This window comes from Peribacillus suis, from assembly GCF_059384845.1.
Genome location: NZ_CM182019.1, coordinates 1,066,391 through 1,090,218 on the forward strand (window position 1 = coordinate 1,066,391; position 23,828 = coordinate 1,090,218).

The following is a 23,828-nucleotide window of genomic DNA, read 5'->3' on the forward strand; positions in this document are numbered from 1 at the left end:
TATCGCCAATAAATCTTGTTGAAGGAGTGATGAACAATGGCTAAGAATGAAAAGATGAGTAGGGAAGAAGCTGGACGCAAAGGCGGGGATGCCACTTCGAACAATCACGATAAGGACTTCTACCAAGAGATTGGACGCAAAGGCGGAGAAGCCACCTCCGATTCTCATGATAAAAGTTTTTATAAAGAAATCGGTAAAAAAGGCGGAACAACAAGAAATAACGATTAAATACGAGAAAAGCCTCCAGGATCCTGGAGGCTTTTCCTTTTTACTTTAGATGGTTTTCCAACTTTTCCTGAAGTTCACGCAACTGTTCTTTTTCGGCATTATTCGTATTGGCATTAGCCGAAGAAAGAGCATTTTTGGCGATTTCCACAGTTTTTTGCTGGTCGCCACCAGGCTCAGAGTGGAGAGCTTCTTCAACAAAGTCCCGAGCGTTCTGGAATAATTTGTTTCCCATTAGAAGCCACCATAGCTTTGTTCTGACATAATACGTAATCTGTCTTTTTCAGCCTCTGCATACGTAGTGTGATAAGGGATTTTTTCAGCGTGTTTGGCAACACTTTCTTTGCCTTGCTGTACAAAACGTTTTGATTTTGTTCCCATTATATCTCCTCCGAATCTGAGCTTTTTGACAACGATGTTTGCTGTTGTCCCTACTAGTGTGGCTCAATGAATGGAATTTATGAAGGGAAAAATGTGTTATTTCAGATTAAATTTTTCCTCAAGGAAAATGGCAATGCCATCTTCCTCATTGGTCAAGGTTGTCGTGTTGGCTACGTTTTTCACCAATTCTATGGCATTACCCATGGCGACACCCGTTCCTGCGTAGTCAAGCATTTCCAAGTCGTTGTCCTCATCCCCGAATGCGATGATCCGGTCTTTTGGAATGTCCAGGTAATTGGATACACGTTGAAGCCCAACAGCCTTGCTTAATCCACTTTTTATGATTTCGATGATGTGAAAGGGCTCTGACCAACGTCGGTGATCAACCAATTCAGCATGAACATCCGATAGATGCTGCCGAATTTGCCCGACATATTCGCTATCTGTATGGATGAGCATAGAGGTAGGCGAATCGTTTAGGTAGTTTCGCAGGTCCCCGCTAGTCATTTTTGGATTCCCTACATTGAACATATTCATCAATTTTTCGTCATGATAATGGACATATAAATCATCCCTAACCTCTGCAATGATGTTATGATAGCTAAATTGGTCACAGGCCTCGACTATCTCTTTTGCAATCTTGATGTCGAGAGGTGAATGATACGTCCCCCAGCTTGTCTGCAAGGGATGGTGGACAAAGGCACCATTGAAATTGACGATAGGCGTTGTCAATCCCAACTCACGATAATAGAGTTCGCTTGAGCGGTAGGGACGGCCTGTCGCAATCATGACTTCATGTCCATCCTCTTTCAGTTTTAAAAGGGTCTGTTTAGTGCGGGGGGAAATGGATTTTTTATCAGTAAGTAATGTTCCATCAAGATCCAATACAATTAAATGCTTGTCATTCATCTATGGCACCTTCTGTTCTTTTTTGATTTTATTATAGGCGAATATTGTTAAGTTTAGTGTACTGAAATTGTAAATGTTTTTCATTCTTTATGCATTCTTGTATGATATTACTAAATGAAAGGGTTATAATAATCCCGAGATTATACGACTTACTTAAATAGGTTTTTTAATAAAATTTTGGTTGTTCCATATAGGGGCAATCAGCATTATAACATGAATGATTCGGAGGGGTCGAATTGGTGATCATCGAAAAAGAAGTAATAGGGCACATTCCTGTTTTACATGTTAGCGAACGGTCCATTTTCAATAAGGAACTGCCGCTAGTCATTTTTATACACGGATTTCAGAGTGCAAAGGAACACAATCTCCATTATGCATATTTAATGGCTGAAAAGGGCTTTCGCGTGATTCTTCCCGATGTTGTCTACCATGGAGAGAGGGAAACGGGGGAAAGCGAATCCGAGTTGATGCCTCGTTTTTGGGAAATGGTATTACAGAGCATCAAAGAGTTGCCCCTACTTAAAGATGATTTACTTTCCCGTAAATTAATCGATCCTAAAAGGATTGGCATAGCCGGCAGCTCAATGGGTGGGATTGTGACCAATGGGGCGTTAGCGACTTATGATTGGTTATCGGCGGGCGTGAGCTTGATGGGGAACCCTTCATATGTTTCGTTTGCCGAGCTTCAAATAGGGGAGATGAAAAAAAGGGAGATTAGCTTTCCCCTATCGGAAGAGGAAATCACACAAGCGATTGCACAACTTAAACCATTTGACCTAAGCTTGAATCCCGACAGGCTCGCTAATCGGCCACTATTGTTTTGGCATGGAGCAAAAGATCATGTGGTTCCTTATCAATATGCATATCGCTTTTATGAAGAGGTTAAATCAAGTTATAATGAAGGGGATAATAGAATTAATTTCATTCTCGACAAGAAAGCATCTCATAAGGTAAGCAGAGAAGGTGTGCTTCAAACGGCGAACTGGTTTGAGAAACATTTATTGCCAACTATACAAAAAGCTTAATGGAACGCGAAAAATCTGTTATGATTCTAATATGTAGATAGTGTAAACCGTTTTAACTATCAGCACCCGGTATGAATGACGGGGATAATTGATTATAAAAGGAGTGATTAAGATGGATCAAGATACAAAAGACATTATTATGGGAGCTTTGGAACAGGTTATTGACCCGGAGCTTGGAATAGATATCGTCAATCTAGGCTTGGTATATGATGTGGATATGGACGAGGCAGGACTAACGACTGTGAAGATGACCTTGACGGCTATGGGCTGCCCATTAGCTGGTACAATTGTCGATCAAGTGAAATTGGTGCTTGAAGATATTCCGGAAGTGAAAGAAACGGACGTGCAAATTGTGTGGAGTCCACCATGGTCCAAGGACCGCATGTCCAGATATGCAAAAATCGCATTAGGCATAAAATAAATTCCATGTAAAAGAATGAATAGAGAGCCAGTCAAAAAACGGTGAATCCGCATTTTGTGGACCAGCTTTTTATTGGCTTGGCTTTTTCTAATACATGAGGGCTAGGAGTGGTTAATTGACCAGTCAAATAAAAGATTCTTTAGATAGGCCATTAAGAGATTTGAGAATTTCCGTCATCGATCGTTGCAACTTCCGTTGTCAATATTGTATGCCGGCTGAAATTTTTCATGAGAATTTCCAGTTCCTCCCGAAGAGCGAGCTTTTATCATATGAAGAAATTATAAGGATCTCTAAAATATTCGCAAACTTAGGTGTGAAGAAGTTAAGGTTGACGGGCGGGGAACCGCTGTTACGCAGAAATCTTACCACGCTTATTTCCGAACTTGTCTTGATTGAAGGAATAGAAGATATAGGGTTGACCACCAATGGCGTGTTCCTGAAGAAGCATGCGGCCGATTTAAAGGCAGCAGGTTTACAACGAGTGAACATCAGCCTAGACAGTCTGGATGACGAGTTGTTTAAAAAGATGAATGGCAGAAATATCGGGATAAAACCGGTTCTGGAAGGCATCGCCGCTGCTAAAAAGGCAGGACTTGGCGTCAAGGTCAATATGGTGGTGAAAAAAGAAACGAATGAATCTCAAATCCTGCCAATGGCTCGTTTTTGCAAACAGGAAGGCATTCAACTGCGATATATAGAATATATGGATGTTGGCCATACAAATGGTTGGCAACTAAAAAATGTGGTAACGAAAAAGGAACTGCTCGAGATGCTACAGCAAGAATTCGAATTGGAACCTGTGGAAGAAGATTACTTTGGGGAAGTTGCTAAGCGTTTCCGTTATAAAGGAACAACAACTGAAGTAGGATTCATCACGTCGGTTTCGGAATCATTCTGTTCAAGTTGCACGCGTGCACGTCTCTCTGCAAACGGTAGCATATATACTTGCTTATTTAATGGGAAAGGCCATGACTTGAAGTCATTGGTTCGTTCAGAGATGTCGGATGAAGAATTAACAGACCACATCATCTCGATTTGGAATCATCGAGATGACCGTTATTCGGACGAGAGGGTAGCGGGCACTTTGAAAAAACAAGAAAAAATAGAAATGTCCTTTATTGGTGGTTGATTTTTAAAGGACAAGTTAAAAATACGGGATGGCAGATGCCATCCCGTATTTTTTTGTATGTGCATCGTTTGGTTAATGAATAAATTATACGGGTTTTATGCATGTATATGATGGAACAAGATATTAAATGATCCCTGGGTCAATACAATTGGATGGATACCGTCGATATCCCCGCAACCTTTTCATGTTGTAGGCATATAATTGCTGGTGGTCGGGGGACGGATATGGAGGTTGTGAAATGAATAAACAAGGCAATGAATGAACTACTGGTGATTTTAGCAACAAGAAAGGGTTAAATCTAAGACGTTGTTCATAAATGGGCTGTGAATGGAAAAAAATATATCAAAGAATAGTAGCAAAAGATAGAATTTTGTATATAATTTAATAATTTTATAAAAATACATTTGATTTTATTTTTATTCAATCATATAATAATAGAATCAAAGAATGACAGGGACTAGAATATAGGAGTGGTTTTATGAACGTTTCAATTGTCGGAGCTACAGGATATGGTGGATTGGAGCTAATAAGGTTCCTGGCTAATCATCCTCATTTACAAATAGAATCATTACATACTTCATCCCAATTTGGTCGGAGTATCCATGAAGAAAATCCGCATTTAATGCATATGAAAGATAAATTGGAAGCCATTGATCCGGAAAAAATCGCAAAAAAATCTGATATTGTTTTTCTCGCTACGCCTTCAGGTGTTTCCTCACAACTGATTTCGCAATTTTCTGATCTTGACTTGAAAGTAATCGATTTGTCAGGGGACCTCAGGCTTCAAACTCCAGGAGAATATGAACGTTGGTATAAAAAAGAGGCTGCCCCTCAATCCATCCTTGAAAAAGCTATATACGGTCTAGCAGAATGGAATGCCGAGGAAATCAGGCAATCCACTATTATTGCAAACCCAGGTTGTTACCCCACCGCTACATTGCTTGGCCTTGCCCCTTTATTTACGGAAGGATGGGCTACAGGTTCAGATGTCATTATCGATGCTAAATCAGGGGTGTCCGGGGCAGGGAAGTCTCCTTCGGTCGTAACGCATTATAGTGAAATGAATGAAAATTTCAAAATATACAAGGTGAACCAGCATCAACATATACCGGAAATTGAGCAACAGCTTGGACGCTGGTCGAAAGATTTACAGCCGATATCTTTTAATACCCATCTTGTCCCGATGACGAGAGGGATCATGGCCACAATGTACGTTAAATTAAACCGGCAAACTTCAACGGCCGAATTAAGGGATTTGTATGAAACCATTTATGATAAACATCCATTTGTTCGAATACAGCCAATAGATCACTTTCCTTCTACAAAACAAGTATATGGCTCGAATTTTTGCGATATAGGTGTTGCTTATGATGAAAGAACAGGAAGGGCAACGATTGTTTCGGTGATTGATAATTTAGTGAAAGGCGCTGCTGGGCAGGCCATTCAAAACGCAAATCTTTTAATGGGGATTGAAGAAACAACAGGATTATGGAACACCCCGCTTTATCCATAAAATTTCTTGGAGGGAAATAATGAATACATTACAGCAAGTTGAAACAATCAAACAAATTGAAAAAGGAAACATCTTAATTCCACAAGGATTTAAAGCGTCAGGCGTTCATGCAGGTTTACGTTACTCCAAAAAAGATATTGGCGTCATTTTTTCGGACGTCACGGCCTCAGCTGCTGCCGTTTATACACAGAATGTCGTTCAGGCGGCCCCAATCGATGTGACGAAAGACAGTATTTCCGTCACCGGCAAAATTCATGGCATCATTGTGAATAGTGCCTGCGCGAATGCATGCACTGGAAAGCAAGGGCTAAAGGATGCGCTTGAAATGCGAAAGCTTACGGCACAAAAGTTTGGCTTGGAAGATCATGCTTTTGCTGTTGCTTCAACGGGAGTCATTGGTGAGTACTTGGATATGGAAAAGATCAAAAAGGGAATAGATTTACTCGAGATAGCTGATACACCAGGAGCCGCAGAAGACTTTGGTACCGCTATTTTGACGACGGATATCGTAACGAAGAGCTGTGGGTATGAAGCGGTCATTGACGGCAAGGTCGTAAAAATGGGCGGTGCAGCGAAAGGGTCGGGGATGATTCATCCTAACATGGCTACGATGCTTGGATTCATTACGACGGATGCAGCCATTGAACCGGCCGATTTACAGCAGGCGTTATCTAGCATAACCAACGATACCTTCAATCAAATCACGGTTGATGGTGATAGTTCCACGAACGATATGGTTCTGGTTTTGGCAAATGGAGAAGCAGGCAATGAACCATTATCCAAAGCACACCCGGAATGGTCCGTCTTCTTGAATTTATTGAAACAGACATCTGAAAACCTTGCTAAGCAAATTGCAAAAGATGGAGAAGGGGCTACGAAGCTAATTGAAGTCAATGTCCATGGAATGAATGAGAAAACCGATGCACAGATGATGGCAAAAACGATTGTGGGTTCAAATTTAGTGAAAACCGCAGCGTTTGGTTCTGACGCTAACTGGGGTCGCATTATCGCGGCCATGGGAAGAAGCGGAGTGGCCTTTCAACCTACACAAACAACAATCGCCTTTGGTGATATCGTAGTCCTGAAGGAAGGCGAACCGGTACAGTTTTCCGAAGAAGAGGCGAAAGTCTATTTAGAAAATAAGAGTATAACGATTAATGTCTATTTACAAGATGGGAACGAATCAGGTACGGCATGGGGCTGCGATCTAACCTATGATTATGTGAAAATTAATGGGAGCTATCGATCATAAGGGGGATGAATGGGTGGACACTTTAGTCATCAAATGCGGCGGCAGCATTATTAATGAGTTATCCGAATCATTTTTTACGAGTATAAAAGAATTACAAAGCCGTGGGTATCAAATCGTCTTCGTTCATGGAGGCGGTCCGGATATCAATTCGATGCTTGAGAAATTCGAAATTGAACCAGTGTTCGAAGATGGGTTGAGAAAAACGACAACAGACGTGCTGGAAGTGGTTGAACTGATGCTGGCAGGTAAGTCTAATCGTTGCCTTGTACACAAGTTGGAAGAACACGGAATCAAAGCAGTTGGCCTCAATGGATCGGATGGCGGCATCCTGACCGGTGAGTTCATTGATAAAGAAAAACTAGGGGCTGTCGGTGAAATTCATCAGGTCGATACAGAACTATTGGAATTGTTTTTCGACAAAGGCTTCTGCCCAGTGTTGACGCCTATCTCCTCTACAGAAGATGGAAATAAACTGAATGTGAATGCCGATATGGCTGCAGGTTCAGTGGCGAAAGCCCTTTCGGCGGCCATGTGTTTATTTGTAACAGATGTTAAAGGGGTAATGAAGAATCATCAAGTCATCGAAAAGCTGACCGAATCGGAGACGCAAGATTTAATTACAGATGGCAGTATATATGGAGGAATGATTCCAAAGGTAAAGACTGCATTATCCGTGTTGAATAAGGGCGTCGAAGAAGTGATGATTGTAAGTGGAAAAGAGATCTTCTACGAGGATGGACAGTTCATCGGTACGAAATTTTTACAGAAAGAAGGGGTATTCAAATGAGTTCTTTATTTCCAACGTATGCAAGATGGGACATAGAACCAGAAACAGCGAACGGTACGAAGTTAATGAGTAAGAATGGGAAAGAGTATCTGGACTTTACATCAGGAATTGGAGTGCTGAATCTTGGTCATTGTCACGAAAAAGTGAAGAATGCCGTTACCCAGCAGTTGAATAAGTATTGGCATGTATCGAATATGTTCCAGAGCTCTGCACAGGAAAGGGTTGCGGGCATGCTGGCAGAAGCATCGGGATTGGACCACGTTTTCTTTGCCAACAGCGGTGCGGAAGCAAATGAGGCAGCAATTAAACTTGCCCGTAAAGCGACAGGGAGAAGTAAGATCGTCACTTGTTTACAATCATTTCATGGGCGTACTTTCGCAACAATGGCAGCAACCGGGCAAGATAAGATCAAGAAAGGTTTCGGCCCGATGTTAAACTCTTTTGAATATGTTCCATTTAATGATAACGACGCTTTAGCCGCCGCAGTAGACGGTGACACGGCAGCGGTCATGATTGAAATCGTTCAAGGGGAAGGTGGCATTCATGTTGTTCAGCAAGCTTATTTGGATGCAATTGCTGCCGCATGTAAAAAACATGGAGCCCTTCTTATCGTTGATGAAATTCAAACGGGAATTGGCCGGACAGCTAAGCCATTCGCTTTCCTTCATTTCGATATCCAGCCAGATATCCTTACTTCGGCCAAAGGGCTTGGAAACGGACTCCCTATCGGGGCAATGATCGGTAAAAGGGAATTGGCGGAATTCTTTGGTCCTGGAAGCCATGGGTCCACTTTTGGAGGAAACCCAGTGAGTGTCGCAGCTGCCGAAGCGGTTCTAACTGAAATATTCCAACCGGATTTCTTAAAAGAAGCAGAGGAAAAAGCTGAGTATCTGAAAAGTGAATTGACCAAGGCGTTAGAGGATCTTGACGATGTAATAGAAGTCCGGGGTCTTGGGATGATGATTGGCATTGAATGCAAACAGGAAGTCCAGGGCTTTATATTGGAGATGCAAGAGGCAGGTCTACTTCTATTGAGTGCCGGGCCGAACGTACTTCGCTTGCTTCCACCGCTTACGGTGAATCAATCAGAAATAGATCAGGCAATCGTGAAAATTAAAAGTGCAGTGGCAACAAAACAAATAATCTAAATTATTTGAATTTTTATAGAATGAAATGAATAATTATGCTACTATGTATATAAATATACATCATCTACCTAAGAGGTGAAAAACATGAAAAATTATTTATGCTTAGAAAATGGTTCTGTATTCGAAGGGAATCTGTTAACTAAATCGACTCAGAAAACAATTACTGGAGAGATTGTCTTTTTTACCGGAATGACCGGATATCAGGAAGTATTGACTGATCCGTCCTATAAAGATCAAATCGTCATCTTTACGTATCCCTTAATTGGGAATTACGGAATCAATCCATTCGATTTCGAAAGTAAGAAGCCTCATGTGGCTGGCGTTATTGTGTATGAAGGCACTATGAATCATTCACATTATCAAGCCGAATATTCACTTGCTGAGTATTTGGATAAATGGAATATTCCTCTATTGAGTCATGTGGATACAAGGGCTGTCGTCAAGAATATCCGTCAAGAAGGTTCCATGCAAGCGGCGATCTCCATGAATGAAAACTTTACCTTCGAATCCAAGCTCAATGGTATAGCCGCACACGTCGCTGTAGTTTCCACGAAAGAATATGAGGAATTTGGAGAAGGCGGCAAGCATATTGTATTGATGGACTTTGGCTATAAAAAATCCATTTTAACTTCATTGATCGAGCAGGGGTGCCATGTTACAGTCGTTCCCTTCGATACGAAATTCGAACAGATCGTGAAATTGAAACCGGATGGCATTTTGCTTTCAAATGGGCCTGGGGATCCAAAACAGCTTGAATATCTGTTGGATAATATAAAGAAAATCATTTCGAATTTTCCTACCATGGGCATTTGCCTAGGTCATCAATTGACCGCACTTGCTTTTGGGGGCAATACGAAAAAGATGCTGTTTGGGCACCGAGGTGCGAACCAGCCCGTGGTCGATTTGAAAACGAAAAGGGTTTATATGAGTTCACAAAACCATAGTTATGAAGTGGATGAACCAAGTTTAGAAGGAACATCGCTTCAAGTCCGGTTCCGTAATGTAAATGATCATACCGTTGAGGGCCTTATGCATAAAGACCTTCCAATTTTCACAACTCAATACCATCCTGAAGCAAATCCAGGACCGGTTGAAAGTTCACTGTTGTTCCACGACTTTTTACAAATGATAAATGATTATAGCGGGAGAGAAAAAGCATATGCCTAAAGACAACACGATACAGACCATATTAGTAATTGGTTCAGGGCCAATCGTCATCGGGCAGGCCGCTGAATTTGACTATGCAGGAACACAAGCCTGCCTCGCCTTAAAAGAGGAAGGCTATAAAGTCATTCTTGTCAATAACAATCCGGCAACCATCATGACGGACGAAATGAACGCGGACGCGGTCTATTTCGAACCGTTGACGGTGGATGTACTGGAAAAAATCATTGCGAAAGAAAAGCCAGATGGCTTACTTGCCACTTTAGGCGGTCAAACGGGATTGAATCTTGCCTATCAGTTAGATGATGCTGGGATTCTTGAAAAATACAATGTCAAATTACTAGGAACACCGATTGACTCCATCAAAAAGGGAGAAGATCGTGAGCTGTTCCGTCAACTAATGTTTGAAATAGATGAGCCAGTGCCGGACAGTAAGATTGTCCATACTTTGGAAGAGGCGGTAGCTTTTGCTGAGGAAATTGGCTTTCCCATCATCATCAGACCAGCCTACACACTAGGCGGAACCGGTGGTGGAATCGCAGAATCCATGGAGGTTTTCAAAGAACTTGTTCGGGGTGGTCTTCAGGAAAGCCCGATCACTCAATGCTTGATTGAACGAAGCATCGCGGGCTTTAAGGAAGTCGAATATGAGGTCATGCGTGATGGAAACAATACATGCATCACCATCTGTAATATGGAAAATATTGATCCAGTCGGTATTCACACAGGTGATTCAATCGTGGTTGCACCATCACAGACATTGTCTGATGATGAGTTTCAAATGCTACGTTCTGCCTCTATTAAAATCATTTCCGCTTTAGGGATTATCGGGGGCTGCAATATTCAATTTGCACTTGACCCTAACAGTAAACAATATTATTTGATTGAAGTGAATCCGCGTGTCAGTCGTTCTTCTGCATTGGCTTCCAAAGCGACTGGGTATCCAATTGCCCGTATCGCTGCAAAACTGGCTGTCGGCTATCATTTATCGGAAATCATCAACCCAGTAACGAAGAGCACGTATTCAAGCTTTGAACCGGCGTTGGATTATGTAGCAGTTAAGTTCCCGCGTTGGCCATTCGATAAATTCAAGACGGCACACCGTAAATTGGGCACACAGATGAAAGCGACAGGAGAAGTAATGGCCCTGCATCGCAATTTCGAAGGCGGAGTACAAAAGGCTATTGATTCATTGGAATTAAAGACAAACGGGCTTCAGCTCCTGTCATTAAAGGATAAGTCAGTATCCGAGCTTTGGGAAAAGCTTGCCGAGAAATCGGATGAAAGAATCTTTGTCATTTTTGAAATGCTTCGTAAAGGTGTGACGATGGAGGAAATCCATGAAGCAACCGCCATAGATTACTATTTCCTTCACTCTTTCGCTTCGCTGATCGAGGAAGAAAAGGATATCTCTTCCAAGACTGCTGAATTGGTCAACAAGGAAGAGATGCAGCTTTACAAGGAGAAGGGCTTTTCAGATCGCTACCTTGCCTCCGTATGGAATATAAGTGAATTCGACGTGAGGGCACTTCGTAAAACACTGGGTATAACTGCCGTTTACAAGACGGTGGATACTTGTGCAGCCGAATTCGACTCACATACGAACTATCATTATTCGACTTACTTTGGAGAAAATGAACAGCTAAAAACAGATAAGAAAAAAGTTCTGATGATTGGCAGCGGGCCAATCCGAATCGGTCAAGGCATCGAATTCGATTATTGTTCCGTTCATGGCGTTTATGCCCTTCAAGGTGAAAATGTGGAAACGGTCATGATCAATAATAACCCCGAAACGGTCAGTACGGATTTTGCGACAGCAGACCGTTTGTATTTCGAGCCTTTAACTTTGGAATATGTCTTGAACGTCATTGAAGCGGAAAATATTGAGGATGTCATTGTCCAGTTTGGCGGTCAGACGGCTATCAATCTGGCAAAAGGATTGGAAGACTACGGAATCAATTTGCTTGGTACTTCATTTGACATGCTTGATCAGTTAGAAGATCGCGATCGTTTTTATCAACTGTTACAAAAGCTGGACATTCCGCATGTCCCAGGAACAATGGCTGACAGTGTGGGACAGCTCGTTGAAAGTGCTGAAACAATCGGCTTCCCTGTGCTGTTGCGTCCGTCTTATGTCATCGGTGGACAAGGAATGGAAATAATCCGTTCAAAGGAAAGTTTGTTGAACCGAATCGAAAATGGTGCAGAACTTGTGTATCCCGTATTGATCGATTCTTATATTCCTGGTAAGGAAGCAGAAATCGATTTGATTGCGGATGGTAAGGAAGTTTATATCCCAATCGTAGCCGAACATGTTGAAAAAGCAGGGGTTCATTCAGGAGATAGCCTGGCTTTACTGCCTTCACAGTCCTTATCGGATGATATTAAGGGGAAAATGACCATTTATGCAGAAAAGCTTGTGAGAGAGCTTGGATATAAAGGACTCATGAATATCCAATTCGTCATTGATGGCAGTGATGTATATGTACTGGAAGTGAATCCACGTGCCAGCCGTACGATTCCAATCATCAGTAAAGTCACGAACGTCCCATTAGTGCAAATGGCGACAAAAATATTGCTTGGGAAATATTCTTTAGCAAATTTGGTTGAAAAAACAGGATTAATGGAAGATATTCCGTATTCGGTCGTCAAATATCCAGTATTCTCAACCTTCGCTTTAAGTGGACTGGATTCAAAAGTCGGTCCGGAAATGAAGTCTACAGGTGAAGGCATCGCAATCGGGGAAACCATGATAGAAGCGTTAACGAAAGTATTTCACGCTCAAAAGGCTAAACATACGACAGGTGTGTATCAAGCCGAATCAGCCCAATTAAGCGAAGGACTACTTAAGCTAATCCATGATGCCGACTTGGAAATCACCCATACGGACTTTGACCAATGGCTAAAGGCAGGCAATGCAGCCGTCGTCTTGGCTTACGGAGCAACGGATGAAGATAAGCAGTTACGGTTATTAGCCGCCAAATACAGACTATTGGCCTTTTCGGAAGAGGAAACATTTAAAGCGTATTTACAATCACTGAAGCATGCGGATCCAAGCGTTACCTCATTGCAGGAATGGCTTGCAACTTATTCGAAAGGGGTGTCACATGTATGAATGCACTGATGGCACAGTCGCACTCGAAAATCTTGGGTGGAAAAGACTTCTTGACGATGAAGGAAACAACATCAAAGGAAATTGCAGCTTTATTGGAGTTGGCGCAAAATATAAAAGCCAAATTACAAGCAGGCGAGGAATATAAACCTTTAGCTGGTAAGACATTAGGGATGATTTTTGAAAAATCATCGACTCGTACCCGGGTCTCTTTTGAAGTGGGAATGCTACAGCTAGGTGGCCATGCATTATTTTTGAGCAGTAATGACTTGCAAATCGGACGTGGAGAACCCATTTCCGATACGGCAAAAGTCCTTTCCGAGTACCTTGATGGTATCATGATTCGTACTTTCGGACATGAAAAAATCATGGAATTGGCTGATCATGCAACCATTCCAGTTATTAATGGGTTGACTGACCTTGCACATCCTAGCCAAGTGATGGCGGACTTCCTGACCATCCTAGAATTGAAAGGGAAATTGAAAGGATTAAAAATGAGTTACATTGGCGATGGGAATAATGTAGCCAACTCATTGATGGTCGGTTGCGCTAAAATGGGCATGAATTTCTCGATTGGATGTCCGGAGGGGTATAAGCCTGACGAAGAAATCGTTGCCTACGCGAAGGAAGTAGCAGCTGAAAACAATTGTGAAGTAACTGTTACGACCTCAGCGGTTGAAGCCATTAAGGACGCAGATATCGTATATTCGGATGTATGGACCTCCATGGGGCAAGAAATTGAGAATAGCATCCGTTTAGAAGCGTTTAAGGGCTATCAAATCAACGGTGAACTTGTTAAACATGCAAAGAATGATTATCTATTCATGCATTGCTTACCCGCTCATAGAGAAGAAGAGGTGACTGCAGAAGTCATCGATGGGCCGAATTCGGTCGTATTCCATCAAGCGGGGAACCGTCTACATGCCCAAAAGGCGGTTCTCGTAGATTTACTAACATAATAAATTTAAGCGTCTGCTCTATAGCAGGCGCTTTTTACTTTTGCCACCATCCTCTTTTCCCCTTTGAAATTTTCGGTCATGAAAGAAAAAAAGGTGGCAATAATAATAGGGAAAGCATGTAAAGGGGTGAAATACATGGGGCAAAATCGTCAATTTAAGCCAGGGCAAAAAGCACCTAATAATGGGGCATACGTAGAAATCGGTGAAACAGGAAGTATGGTAGTCAATCCGAAAATGGTCAAGCTCGAAGCAGGGGACACCTTTCCTGAGACCTCGAATCATAACCGGCTATGGACCTATCAAAGAAAGCCATAATGAAATGGAAAAGCAGGAAAAGGATGATCATTCCCTTTCCTGCTTTTTTGTAGAAAAGAAAGGGGCTGTCCCAAAAGTCAGGAAAATGACTTTTAGGGCAACCCTTTTTTTATGAAATTTATGCACAAAAAAATCGCCCTTTTTAGTAAAATGAAGTTACCACACACCATTTACGAAAGGACGATTTTTTATGAGCAATCCAAAGATCACTACAGAAAATTATAACATGGAACAAACTATACTACCACTCACCATTCAAGAGGAAACTACCGTTCCTCAAAAACGAAATTCTACACCTACTTTTATTCCCTATGATAACCAACAAACCACTGTTATTTTTGACATTCAGGATCTCATTCCGGTTCACCACGTGGCGCGTGTGATTGATCAAATGATTGAATCAGTAGAAGATAATGTCTTTTTTGAGCACTATAATGGTGGCGGACGTAGCTCTTACCATCCTAAAATGATGACGAAAGTCATTTTGTATGCCTATTCTCAAAAAGTCTATTCCTGTCGTGAAATCGCCAAACTGGTTAAAGAAAATATCCCAACAATGTGGCTGGCTGCCTTGCAAAAACCGGATTATCGAACGATTAATCGATTTCGCACACAACAAATGGATAAGCTCCTTCCGAAGCTATTTGAAGAAATGATCCATCAACTAATAGAAGAAAAGCACGTCACAATGGAGAACTATTTTCTAGACGGAACAAAGATTGAAGCAAGCGCAAACAAGTATTCATTTGTGTGGAAAAAGGCGACGACCAAATTTGAGGCGAAGCTGCAAGAAAAAATCGAAGAAACGTACCAACAGATTCAGACCATTGCAAATGAAGAGGGTCTTGAACTGTCTACTCAAGATGAAACCTCCTCATTAACGATAGAGGAAAAACTAACTCAAATAGAAAAAGCATTAGTGGAAAAAGTTGAAAAAGAAACGAACGGTATCCAACTTGAAGAAGATGTCCAGGTACGAAAAGAAAAACGACGGGAACTCAGTCCGGTTAAGAAACTATTGAAATTAGTGCGCGAGGACTTAGGTCCACGATTAGTTAAATATAAACAACAAAATGCTCTATTTGGCGATCGAAATAGTTATTCTAAAACCGATACGGATGCGACATTTATGCGAATGAAAGATGATCATATGAATAACGGACAACTAAAACCTGGTTATAATATTCAAATGGCAACGGAAAATCAATTCATTCTTTTTTATACGATACATCAACGCCCAACTGATACGCGTTGTTTCAAGCCGCATTTAGAGGCACTGAAGAATACATCGCTACCATTCCCGAAAAACGTCATCGCAGATGCCGGCTATGGCAGTGAAGAAAACTATCTCTACTCTTTGGAAAAAGAATTTGAAGCTTTGATTCCTTACAATACTTTTTTAACGGAACAAAAACGGAGCTATAAAAAAGATATTCGTCATGCGAGTAACTGGGCATATGATGAACAAAAGGATGAATACACCTGTCCAAATAACCGTAAGGTTTTATTTAAGCGTTACTCGACCCGTACGGATAAAAATGGATTCACACGTGACTTTAAAATTTATGAATGTGAGGATTGTACGGATTGCCCATTAAAATCTCAATGTACAAAGGCGACAGGAAATCGCCAAGTGCATGTTAATCCAGTTTATGAAGAATTAAAAGCGAAAGCAAAATTGAACCTTTGGTCTGAATCGAATGCACAACTTTACGCTCGACGAAAAATCGAGGTAGAGAGTGTTTTTGGTCATATCAAGGGCAATAGGTCGTTCCGTCGCTTTTCGCTTCGGGGCTTAGCGAAAGTCCAAACGGAGTTTGGCATCGTAGCCATGGCACATAATTTACTGAAGATAGCTGGGTTACGTCAGCTACTTTCAGTAAATTATTATAGAAATAGAAAAACAGGTGGAGAAAAACAACTCGTTTTTCTCCACCTGTTTTATTTTAGGGACTTATTAGACAGCCCCTTTACCTGGAATTGTAAGTATCATATCGTATTTGCACCGAAGTACAGAAGACAATTGATTTACAAGAAAGATAAAAAAGGATATCGGTCAAATATTGCGCACGCTATGTGAAAGGAAAGGCGTGGAAATCATTGAAGCAACGGCATGTAAAGCCCATGTACATATGCTCGTGAGCATCCCACCAAAAATAAGTGTAACTTCATTTGTGGGTTATTTAAAGGGAAAAGTAGTTTGAATATATTTGACCGTCATACGAATTTGAAATACAGGTATGGAAACCGAAAGTTTTGGTGTACGGGATATTATGTAGATACAGTTGGACGAAACAAGAAGGTATAGAAGAATACATACGGAACCAGATACAAGATGATATAGTCGCAGATCCATTCACAGGTGAACCAATCAGGGGCCCTTTAGGGCCTGGTCAGTAATAAAGGCTTTCAGCCGCAGACCACCCATTATCACGCGGGTGGTCGTTATTATTGGAACATTATTCTTGAGTATATCCGAAAATATTCGAGATTTCTAAAAAACTCTTCCGCAAATATTTACTTAAAGGATCTTCGGGATGATTTGGCCTTTCTTCTTGATTGAAGAGAGGTTTTTGGCTTTGTACTTTTAACTTTTAGAGTAAACAGATTGTATAAACCCTCTGGTAGGGTGGGTTGTAAAGGGTTAATAGCAGAAATTATCAATGTCCCATATAACTTTTCTTTACAAGGGAATAATAAGCAGTATAATTAAAATATAAAGGTCAAAGTTGGTCAAACATTATAAGCATTCTTTTGGAAACAATGAATGGGAGGTTTTAAGATGGATTTTAATACGATGACGGAAAGAACCCAGCAGGCATTTATAAGTGGGCAGGAGCTGGCCAAGGATAGGGAAAACCCGGAACTTACCGAGCTTCATCTATTAAAAGCCCTGATGACACAGGATGAAAGCCTACTCATTAGAATTTTGTCGGAAACGAATCAATCGCTCAGTCATTTCGATACGGAACTGAATAAAGAAATAAATAAGTTGCCTCAAGTTAGCGGAAGCACCTCTCAAGTTTATATGTCGAATTCCCTTCAAAATGTGCTGTCGGCAGCTGAAAAGGAAATGAAGAGCTGGGAGGATGAGTATCTATCAGTTGAGCATATTTTGCTTGCTTTGTTAAAAGAAGATAAACCGAACATAAGAAAGCTATTTGCGGACTATGGGATCGACTATGGGAAAGCGAAGCAAATTATCCAAACGTTAAGGGGGAATCAGAGAGTGACTAGTCAAAATCCGGAAAACACATATGAAGTTTTGAAAAAATATGGAAGAGATCTTGTTGCTGAAGTGAAGGCGGGGAATGTGGATCCTGTCATTGGCCGTGATACGGAGATCCGGAATGTCATCCGTATTTTGTCACGTAAGACAAAAAATAACCCCGTATTGATTGGGGAACCTGGTGTTGGTAAAACGGCCATTGTCGAAGGCCTGGCCCAACGAATTGTCCGAAAAGATGTACCGGAAGGGCTTAAAGATAAAACGGTGTTTTCGCTTGATATGAGTGCGTTGGTTGCCGGGGCTAAGTTTCGCGGTGAATTTGAGGAACGACTGAAAGCGGTTCTGAATGAAGTGAAAAAGAGCGATGGGAACATCCTATTATTCATCGATGAATTGCATACCATTGTCGGTGCTGGTAAAACGGAAGGGGCAATGGATGCCGGAAATATGCTGAAGCCAATGTTAGCGCGTGGTGAATTGCATTGCATTGGTGCAACCACACTTGACGAATATCGTAAGTATATTGAGAAGGATCCCGCTCTTGAACGGCGTTTCCAGCAAGTGCTTGTTCCAGAGCCAGACGTAGAAGATACCATTTCCATTTTGCGTGGTCTGAAGGAAAGGTTCGAGGTCCATCATGGGGTCAGAATACATGATCGATCCATTGTGGCAGCAGCTGTTCTATCAAATCGCTATATCACGGAACGCTTCTTACCGGATAAAGCAATAGACCTTGTGGATGAGGCTTGTGCAATGATCCGGATGGAAATCGACTCGATGCCAGCGGAACTTGATTCGATTACGCGGAAAGTCATGACGTTGGAGATAGAGGAAGCCGCCCTTAAAAATGAAGAGGATGCTCAAAGCAAAGCAAGATTGGAGGTACTCCAAAAAGAACTTTCGGAATTGCAGGATCAGGCTACCAGTATGAAGGCCAAATGGCAAATGGAGAAATCGTCCCTTCAAAAAGTCCAGGATCAAAGGGAAGAACTTGAAAAGTTAAAGCATGAGCTGGAACAGGCGGAAAATGACTATGACCTGAACCGTGCAGCTGAACTTCGACATGGGAAGATTCCACAGCTTCAAAAGGAATTGGAGGCCATGGAAGAAGAGGTGGAAAATGGGAAGCAGGAATCCCGTTTGCTCCGCCAAGAAGTGACCGAGGAAGAAATTGCCTCAATCGTTGCTAGATGGACGGGTATTCCGGTAAGTAAGTTAGTGGAAAGCGAAAGGGATAAATTGCTTCGTCTTTCGGATATTCTTCATGAACGGGTAATCGGTCAAGGGGAAGCGGTGGAACTTGTATCGGATGCTGTTTTACGGGCTAGAGCCGGGATCAAGGATCCAAACAGACCAATAGGTTCCTTTATTTTCCTTGGACCGACAGGGGTCGGTAAAACAGAATTGGTCAAAGCGTTGGCAGAGACGCTATTCGATAGTGATGAACATATGATACGGATTGATATGTCTGAGTACATGGAGAAACATTCTGTTTCCCGTTTGGTCGGGGCGCCTCCCGGATATGTAGGGTTTGAGGAAGGCGGTCAGTTGACGGAAGCGATTAGGCGAAATCCGTACTCGGTTGTGTTACTTGATGAAATCGAAAAGGCTCACCCGGAAGTCTTCAATATTTTATTGCAAATGCTAGACGATGGCAGGATCACGGACTCTCAAGGTAGAACGATCAACTGTAAAAACACGGTGATCATTATGACTTCCAATATCGGTTCACATTTCTTGCTTCAGTCCAATCGAGAAGATGGAGCCATTGAAGAAGGAATAAAAGAGCAGGTCTTCACGGAGTTAAGAGGACATTTCCGTCCTGAATTTCTAAATCGTGTGGATGATATCGTTCTGTTCAAGCCACTCACAAAACTAGAGATTGTCGGTATTGTTGAAAAGATGATTCAACAGTTGCAAGTAAGGTTGACTGAACAAGATATCACGCTTGGTGTGACGGATGCCGCTAAGGAATTTATTGCTGAACAAGGGTATGACCCAGTATACGGAGCAAGGCCATTGAAACGTTTTATCCAAAAGCATCTAGAAACGATGATTGCCCGTAAAATTATATCGGGGACGATTGGTGATCATGGAAGTATGACGATAGATTATGACCAAGAGGGATTGGTTTTGAGGTAAATGTAAGTAGTTAGTTTAGAAAATAGCTGAAAACGGTATATGAAAGAGGACATCCTAAAAGGATGTCCTCTTTTGCTTCTTAATGTTGATGTGAGTCTTTTGATGGCCCTTCAGGCATAACAGCAGGGATGATACAAACTAGAACAGCCGTAATAAGTCCTAAAATTGTTCCCTGTGTAGCATCGTATGAAACTCCGATCATGGAAGAAACAACATATACAAGCATATGCACTAATACGAATGTCCAAAGAATTGTCCAAGCATAACGCATCGAATTTCACCTCATTCCACTACAGTCTTTTTTATCTTACCATAATTAATATACAGTTAAAACGGCTTTTTCATAATAACTGATAAATAATTCATCGTTGCCCTTTCATGTCTTTTGAACGACGGGCGATATCAGTCACGAATCCAGCAGGCATGATTCCTGAAAATTAATGGAGAAAAGTAATTTAAGACTCGAAGATAGGCGTCCCCCCTTACCCTTTTGATATCTCGACATAAATTAACTAATAGTAATATTCCTAAAAGGAGTTAGTTTAGATGGAACAGAGAACTTTTCAAATCGAAGACCAATGGAATATCGTCTATTATCCAGAACAACCCAGTGGATTTTCCGTCATGGTAATTGGGGACCGAAGTTCTTTTGTAGATAAGGACAGTAGCTTTTGGCTTCAGCATCCGGGTAGGTTACGTATATTAGAATATTTGAAACAAACCGGTTACACCCTTTTTTCCTCGAATTTTTACGGGGCGAACTGGGGGAGCCCCAAAGCTCTTGATCTTTCGTTGAAGTTATATATCCTCTTTATGAAAAATGAAATAGTCAATCGGAAAATCCATGTTCTTGCAGAGGGGACAGGAGCCCTGCTGGCATTGAGACTAATGAAAGAGATGGGAAGCCAAATCCGTTCGGTTGTCCTCATTGACCCGATTTTATCTTTGAAGGTTCAAATGGAAAAAGAAAAGGATAATAAGTTCTTTTATAAAAAGTGGCTATCGGAAATAGCCGCAGCATATGAGGTGGATCCAGCTGATATGGAGAAAGAAATTTTGGATTCCAATGTGCAGGCATTCACGGAGCATATACCGGTGAAGGTGATCCTTGTTTTCGGCAGTTTTCGAAAAGAACAAGCCTCATTTTATCGGAGGATTCAGAGAACCAGGAAAGACCATTTGCATTTAACCTATTTGCTAGCAGAAAAACGGTATAAAATCCCTTATCAAATCCAGAAGTTTTTTCATGAAAATGAAGAGTCTTTATGAGAATGGATATATTTTCGCGGTACTTTGCATACGATACAGCATCCGAAAAAACTTGCGGTGACGGATAAGCGAGCCATTGCATAAGGGGAGGCTGTATTTATGGGGACATATATTGTTGTTGGGGCTTATCAATTTGTAGGTTTTCATGTGACACAATATTTGTTGGGGCAGGGGGAAGAGGTAATCGGAATTGATTGGGAGGATACAAAGACCAATCGATATATTATAGAAGAAAAGGAGCTCGAAATAGGGCGTAACGCTAACTTTACTTATCTGCCATTTAATAAACTTCGGTTATTGGATGTTTCCGAGCCATTCACCATTCTATTATCTTTTTATGATAGTAGAAGAGGTAAAACGGCTTTAAAGGGTCTTCATATAAATGATATTGTTTCTTTTCTTGAAAAATGCAAGAAAAACGGTCATGGCAATAGCCTGAAAATTGTGGTGCTCCTTCCAATCGATGCTGATACGGAAGGATTTCAGACTGTATTAAACGCTTGTGAAGGCTTCGATTCAGTCAAAACAGTATATTTACCGACGATATATGGTCCTTGGCAACCAGCAACCATGGGATTTGAAGCGGGTATCAGCCAACTAGAGCAATCCACTATCCAAGCTACACTCGCTTCAGAATACAGGGAGGATGCGCTTTTTATAGCCGATTTCATCGAGGGTCTTGAACAGCTCCTTTCTTCCACTGATAGATGCCTTCACCTCAAAAGCAGCATTGACGACCACTGGAATACATGCGCCAAGCTCATTTTTAAACAAGAGGTGATCGACTCACTTCCCCCACAATCTCCAATCAAGGCAACGAAAGGAACCGTATATGAAGTGCCTAATAAAACGAGTCCAGAGGAAGGCATCACCTTGCAAATCGAGCAAAATAAACGGTTAAACCTCCTTACAAAGTGGAGGATGCGCGATAAGAAGGACTAAACATTATCCAGGAGTGCCCAATGTGTGGAATTAATCAAGAAAGTCATAAAGTGAAGGGGGAACTCATACCTTAGTAACTGGGAATTGTTCTGTACTTTCAAGATGGCATATAGCATGAAGAATATTCATTCAGGCAAGTTTCGGCTTTACGAATGGACTTTGGGGAATTATGATAAGAATGAACCTGATTTTTGGTTTATGGGATACCCATTTGTAGAATCATGTTCCAAGTGTCATCAAAGGATACTAATAGAGCATTCAAAATGACCAAGTATGGTAAGGAGGCAAAAAAATGAGTTCAGATAAAACCCTTGAATTTATGGGGATTGCTATGAAGTACTTCCCGGAAGCAAAAGCAAAGTTAGAGGCAAGCGGGATTCCATTTTCAATGGACATGGCAGAGCCATTCATGGATTTATTTAAGAAAGTGATGCAAGAAGCTTATGACCTTGGCAAACAAGATGCCCAACGTTAAGTAAGAGAAGGCTGTCCGGATAATCGGGCAGCCTTCTGTTTATTCTTCTTTTTTCAGCATCTTTGAAATGATGGGGTTCACTTTCTGGATGGTAGGCTTAAATTGATCGTACAAACCCACTAATGTCTCTACGCTTGCCATCAACTGCATATAATCAATCTGGGTCTCTTCTTTCTCAGGTTCTTCTTCGGGCTCGTTGTTACGCGTGCCAAACATCATTTTGGAAAAGGGATCGTCCTGGTTCCTTCGATTGTTGCGATTAAAAATATCCATTGTGATTCCTCCCTTCTTTTACTATAATGTATGCACGCTTGCGTCCTTGGATTAGGCCCTTGTCCGACTTAAGATGCAGATTAATTAGACTTTCAAACTGATAGCTCTTGCAAGAAAGCGTATTTTTCTATAAAATTAGTACCAGGTAATAATAGATGATAATAATAACTCATTAAAATATAAGGGGTTGGCTGAAATGAATGCTGGTATATTAGGGCTTGGTCGTTACTTACCCGAGAAAATTGTCACAAATGCGGACTTAGAGAAAGTCATGGATACGTCGGACGAGTGGATTCGTACTCGGACAGGTATCGAACAAAGAAGAATAGCCAATGATGAAACAGAAACTTCCGATATGGCTTATGGCGCAGCAAAAGCTGCTTTAGATAATGCAGGCATTTCAGCTGAGGATATAGATTTAATCCTTGTCGCAACCGTTACACCCGATCGGCCTTTTCCTTCCATAGCTTGTATGATCCAGGAAATGTTGGGTGCTACGAGGGCAGCTGCAATGGATGTTAGTGCAGCATGTGCTGGCTTCATGTATGCTATGATTACGGCGCAGCAATTTATTAAGACAGGTGCTTACAAGCATGTATTGATTGTTGGGGTTGAGAAACTATCCAAGATCACTAACTGGGATGATCGCAATACCGCTGTCCTTTTTGGGGATGGAGCTGGGGCTGCTGTCGTGGGACCTGTATCAGAAGGCAGGGGAATTCTTTCTTTTGAATTAGGTGCAGATGGATCTGGTGCTAAGCATCTATTCCAAGATGGGGAATTCATCACGATGAATGGACGAGAAGTATTTAAATTTGCTGTCCGTCAAATGGGAGAATCCAGCCTGAATGTATTGGATAAAGCAGGATTGACCAAAGAGGATGTGGATTTACTAATCCCACATCAAGCCAATATTCGAATTATGGAGGCTTCAAGAGAACGTTTGGGCCTACCCGTTGAAAAAATGACAAAGACCGTTCATAAATATGGGAATACTTCATCAGCATCCATACCAATTGCTCTTGTGGAAGAAATGGAAGCAGGTAGAATCAAAGAAGATGACTTGCTCGTCATGGTTGGTTTTGGTGGAGGACTCACGTGGGGAGCTATTGCCCTTAGATGGGGAAAATGAAAATAAAAGAAATATTTGAGTAAAGG

The 23,828-nt window shown here is 41.5% G+C and carries 21 protein-coding genes and 3 pseudogenes; 19 read left to right on the forward strand and 5 right to left on the reverse strand.

Going from position 1 to position 23,828, the window contains the following annotated elements; genetic code table 11:
* Positions 1-36: 36 nt before the first annotated feature.
* Positions 37-225: pseudogene (locus AC503W_RS05270) on the forward strand (KGG domain-containing protein); the annotation flags it as partial.
* A gap of 43 nt (positions 226-268) precedes the next feature.
* Here AC503W_RS05270 and AC503W_RS05275 read toward each other — a convergent pair.
* The 3 genes from AC503W_RS05275 to AC503W_RS05285 form a co-directional block, all read right to left on the reverse strand.
* Positions 269-460, reverse strand: coding sequence for a DUF3813 domain-containing protein (locus AC503W_RS05275; protein ID WP_407408616.1), 192 nt, complete (start codon positions 458-460; stop codon positions 269-271).
* Positions 460-606, reverse strand: a complete 147-nt coding sequence (locus tag AC503W_RS05280; protein WP_402867766.1) for a hypothetical protein — start codon at positions 604-606, stop codon at positions 460-462. The genes AC503W_RS05275 and AC503W_RS05280 overlap by 1 nt, the downstream gene beginning before the upstream one ends.
* 96 nt (positions 607-702) lie before the next feature.
* Positions 703-1,515 (reverse strand): Cof-type HAD-IIB family hydrolase, encoded by an 813-nt coding sequence (locus tag AC503W_RS05285; protein WP_402867767.1) that lies wholly within the window; start codon positions 1,513-1,515, stop codon positions 703-705.
* 236 nt (positions 1,516-1,751) lie between these two features.
* Between AC503W_RS05285 and AC503W_RS05290 the strand changes: the two genes are divergently transcribed.
* From AC503W_RS05290 to clpB, 14 genes and pseudogenes are all read left to right on the forward strand, one after another.
* Complete coding sequence (locus AC503W_RS05290) at positions 1,752-2,540, forward strand: prolyl oligopeptidase family serine peptidase (RefSeq protein ID WP_402867768.1); 789 nt, start codon at positions 1,752-1,754, stop codon at positions 2,538-2,540.
* A 112-nt stretch (positions 2,541-2,652) separates the two neighbouring features.
* Positions 2,653-2,961, forward strand: a complete 309-nt coding sequence (locus tag AC503W_RS05295; RefSeq protein WP_402867769.1) for a metal-sulfur cluster assembly factor — start codon at positions 2,653-2,655, stop codon at positions 2,959-2,961.
* Positions 2,962-3,076: 115 nt separating this feature from the next.
* A complete protein-coding gene (gene moaA, locus AC503W_RS05300) occupies positions 3,077-4,090 on the forward strand; it encodes a GTP 3',8-cyclase MoaA (RefSeq protein ID WP_402867770.1) in 1,014 nt (337 codons plus the stop codon).
* Positions 4,091-4,568: 478 nt separating this feature from the next.
* Positions 4,569-5,603, forward strand: coding sequence for an N-acetyl-gamma-glutamyl-phosphate reductase (argC, locus tag AC503W_RS05305; RefSeq protein ID WP_427688561.1), 1,035 nt, complete (start codon positions 4,569-4,571; stop codon positions 5,601-5,603).
* Between the two features lie 19 nt (positions 5,604-5,622).
* Positions 5,623-6,855, forward strand: a complete 1,233-nt coding sequence (gene argJ, locus AC503W_RS05310; protein WP_427688560.1) for a bifunctional ornithine acetyltransferase/N-acetylglutamate synthase — start codon at positions 5,623-5,625, stop codon at positions 6,853-6,855.
* Positions 6,836-7,642: an acetylglutamate kinase gene (gene argB / locus AC503W_RS05315; RefSeq protein ID WP_494916346.1), complete on the forward strand. Its 807-nt coding sequence runs from the start codon at positions 6,836-6,838 to the stop codon at positions 7,640-7,642. The genes argJ and argB overlap by 20 nt, the downstream gene beginning before the upstream one ends.
* A complete protein-coding gene (gene argD, locus AC503W_RS05320) occupies positions 7,639-8,790 on the forward strand; it encodes an acetylornithine transaminase (protein ID WP_402955847.1) in 1,152 nt (383 codons plus the stop codon). The genes argB and argD overlap by 4 nt, the downstream gene beginning before the upstream one ends.
* An 84-nt stretch (positions 8,791-8,874) precedes the next feature.
* Complete coding sequence (locus AC503W_RS05325; protein ID WP_427688556.1) at positions 8,875-9,957, forward strand: carbamoyl phosphate synthase small subunit; 1,083 nt, start codon at positions 8,875-8,877, stop codon at positions 9,955-9,957.
* Positions 9,950-13,069 carry a carbamoyl-phosphate synthase (glutamine-hydrolyzing) large subunit gene (gene carB, locus AC503W_RS05330; RefSeq protein ID WP_494916348.1) on the forward strand — a complete coding sequence of 1,040 codons (3,120 nt, stop codon included), beginning with the start codon at positions 9,950-9,952 and terminating at the stop codon, positions 13,067-13,069. The genes AC503W_RS05325 and carB overlap by 8 nt, the downstream gene beginning before the upstream one ends.
* Complete coding sequence (argF, locus tag AC503W_RS05335; protein WP_494916349.1) at positions 13,066-14,025, forward strand: ornithine carbamoyltransferase; 960 nt, start codon at positions 13,066-13,068, stop codon at positions 14,023-14,025. Before carB ends, argF begins: the two co-directional genes overlap by 4 nt.
* Positions 14,026-14,160: 135 nt before the next feature.
* Positions 14,161-14,340, forward strand: a complete 180-nt coding sequence (locus AC503W_RS05340) for a YjzC family protein (protein WP_402867778.1) — start codon at positions 14,161-14,163, stop codon at positions 14,338-14,340.
* Between the two features lie 226 nt (positions 14,341-14,566).
* Positions 14,567-16,309 (forward strand): annotated as a pseudogene (locus AC503W_RS05345) (IS1182 family transposase); the annotation flags it as partial.
* 94 nt (positions 16,310-16,403) lie between these two features.
* Positions 16,404-16,648 (forward strand): annotated as a pseudogene (tnpA, locus tag AC503W_RS05350) (IS200/IS605 family transposase).
* Positions 16,649-17,122: 474 nt separating this feature from the next.
* Positions 17,123-19,711, forward strand: coding sequence for an ATP-dependent chaperone ClpB (gene clpB / locus AC503W_RS05355; protein WP_494916351.1), 2,589 nt, complete (start codon positions 17,123-17,125; stop codon positions 19,709-19,711).
* A 79-nt stretch (positions 19,712-19,790) separates the two neighbouring features.
* On the opposite strand, the gene AC503W_RS05360 is transcribed toward clpB, so the two are convergent.
* Positions 19,791-19,982: a YjzD family protein gene (locus tag AC503W_RS05360; protein ID WP_402867780.1), complete on the reverse strand. Its 192-nt coding sequence runs from the start codon at positions 19,980-19,982 to the stop codon at positions 19,791-19,793.
* A 275-nt stretch (positions 19,983-20,257) separates the two neighbouring features.
* On the opposite strand from AC503W_RS05360, the gene AC503W_RS05365 reads away from it, so the two are divergent.
* The 3 genes from AC503W_RS05365 to AC503W_RS05375 all read left to right on the forward strand — a co-directional run bounded on the left by AC503W_RS05365 (position 20,258) and on the right by AC503W_RS05375 (position 22,397).
* A complete protein-coding gene (locus tag AC503W_RS05365) occupies positions 20,258-20,980 on the forward strand; it encodes a hydrolase (RefSeq protein ID WP_402991462.1) in 723 nt (240 codons plus the stop codon).
* 99 nt (positions 20,981-21,079) lie between these two features.
* Positions 21,080-21,922, forward strand: coding sequence for a hypothetical protein (locus AC503W_RS05370; protein WP_427688548.1), 843 nt, complete (start codon positions 21,080-21,082; stop codon positions 21,920-21,922).
* 292 nt (positions 21,923-22,214) lie between these two features.
* The gene (locus AC503W_RS05375) at positions 22,215-22,397 is read left to right on the forward strand and encodes a ComZ family protein (RefSeq protein ID WP_402867783.1); all 183 of its coding nucleotides are present in this window, start codon (positions 22,215-22,217) and stop codon (positions 22,395-22,397) included.
* Between the two features lie 39 nt (positions 22,398-22,436).
* Here AC503W_RS05375 and AC503W_RS05380 read toward each other — a convergent pair whose 3' ends face one another.
* The gene (locus AC503W_RS05380; RefSeq protein WP_402867784.1) at positions 22,437-22,670 is read right to left on the reverse strand and encodes a hypothetical protein; all 234 of its coding nucleotides are present in this window, start codon (positions 22,668-22,670) and stop codon (positions 22,437-22,439) included.
* A 196-nt stretch (positions 22,671-22,866) separates the two neighbouring features.
* On the opposite strand from AC503W_RS05380, the gene AC503W_RS05385 reads away from it, so the two are divergent.
* On the forward strand, positions 22,867-23,802 hold the full coding sequence (locus AC503W_RS05385; protein WP_407408646.1) for a beta-ketoacyl-ACP synthase III: 936 nt from the start codon (positions 22,867-22,869) through the stop codon (positions 23,800-23,802).
* Positions 23,803-23,828 lie beyond the last annotated feature (26 nt).

Coding starts and splice junctions, on each gene's coding strand:
- AC503W_RS05360 (WP_402867780.1), bottom strand. CDS start 19,982: ATGCGTTATGCTTGGACAATTCTTTGGACATTCGTATTAGTGCATATG.
- AC503W_RS05365 (WP_402991462.1), top strand. CDS start 20,258: ATGGAACAGAGAACTTTTCAAATCGAAGACCAATGGAATATCGTCTAT.
- AC503W_RS05275 (WP_407408616.1), bottom strand. CDS start 460: ATGGGAAACAAATTATTCCAGAACGCTCGGGACTTTGTTGAAGAAGCT.
- AC503W_RS05285 (WP_402867767.1), bottom strand. CDS start 1,515: ATGAATGACAAGCATTTAATTGTATTGGATCTTGATGGAACATTACTT.
- argB (WP_494916346.1), top strand. CDS start 6,836: ATGGGAGCTATCGATCATAAGGGGGATGAATGGGTGGACACTTTAGTC.
- clpB (WP_494916351.1), top strand. CDS start 17,123: ATGGATTTTAATACGATGACGGAAAGAACCCAGCAGGCATTTATAAGT.
- AC503W_RS05375 (WP_402867783.1), top strand. CDS start 22,215: ATGAGTTCAGATAAAACCCTTGAATTTATGGGGATTGCTATGAAGTAC.
- argC (WP_427688561.1), top strand. CDS start 4,569: ATGAACGTTTCAATTGTCGGAGCTACAGGATATGGTGGATTGGAGCTA.
- AC503W_RS05380 (WP_402867784.1), bottom strand. CDS start 22,670: ATGGATATTTTTAATCGCAACAATCGAAGGAACCAGGACGATCCCTTT.
- AC503W_RS05340 (WP_402867778.1), top strand. CDS start 14,161: ATGGGGCAAAATCGTCAATTTAAGCCAGGGCAAAAAGCACCTAATAAT.
- argF (WP_494916349.1), top strand. CDS start 13,066: ATGAATGCACTGATGGCACAGTCGCACTCGAAAATCTTGGGTGGAAAA.
- AC503W_RS05370 (WP_427688548.1), top strand. CDS start 21,080: ATGGGGACATATATTGTTGTTGGGGCTTATCAATTTGTAGGTTTTCAT.
- AC503W_RS05295 (WP_402867769.1), top strand. CDS start 2,653: ATGGATCAAGATACAAAAGACATTATTATGGGAGCTTTGGAACAGGTT.
- AC503W_RS05385 (WP_407408646.1), top strand. CDS start 22,867: ATGAATGCTGGTATATTAGGGCTTGGTCGTTACTTACCCGAGAAAATT.
- AC503W_RS05280 (WP_402867766.1), bottom strand. CDS start 606: ATGGGAACAAAATCAAAACGTTTTGTACAGCAAGGCAAAGAAAGTGTT.
- argD (WP_402955847.1), top strand. CDS start 7,639: ATGAGTTCTTTATTTCCAACGTATGCAAGATGGGACATAGAACCAGAA.
- carB (WP_494916348.1), top strand. CDS start 9,950: ATGCCTAAAGACAACACGATACAGACCATATTAGTAATTGGTTCAGGG.
- argJ (WP_427688560.1), top strand. CDS start 5,623: ATGAATACATTACAGCAAGTTGAAACAATCAAACAAATTGAAAAAGGA.
- AC503W_RS05325 (WP_427688556.1), top strand. CDS start 8,875: ATGAAAAATTATTTATGCTTAGAAAATGGTTCTGTATTCGAAGGGAAT.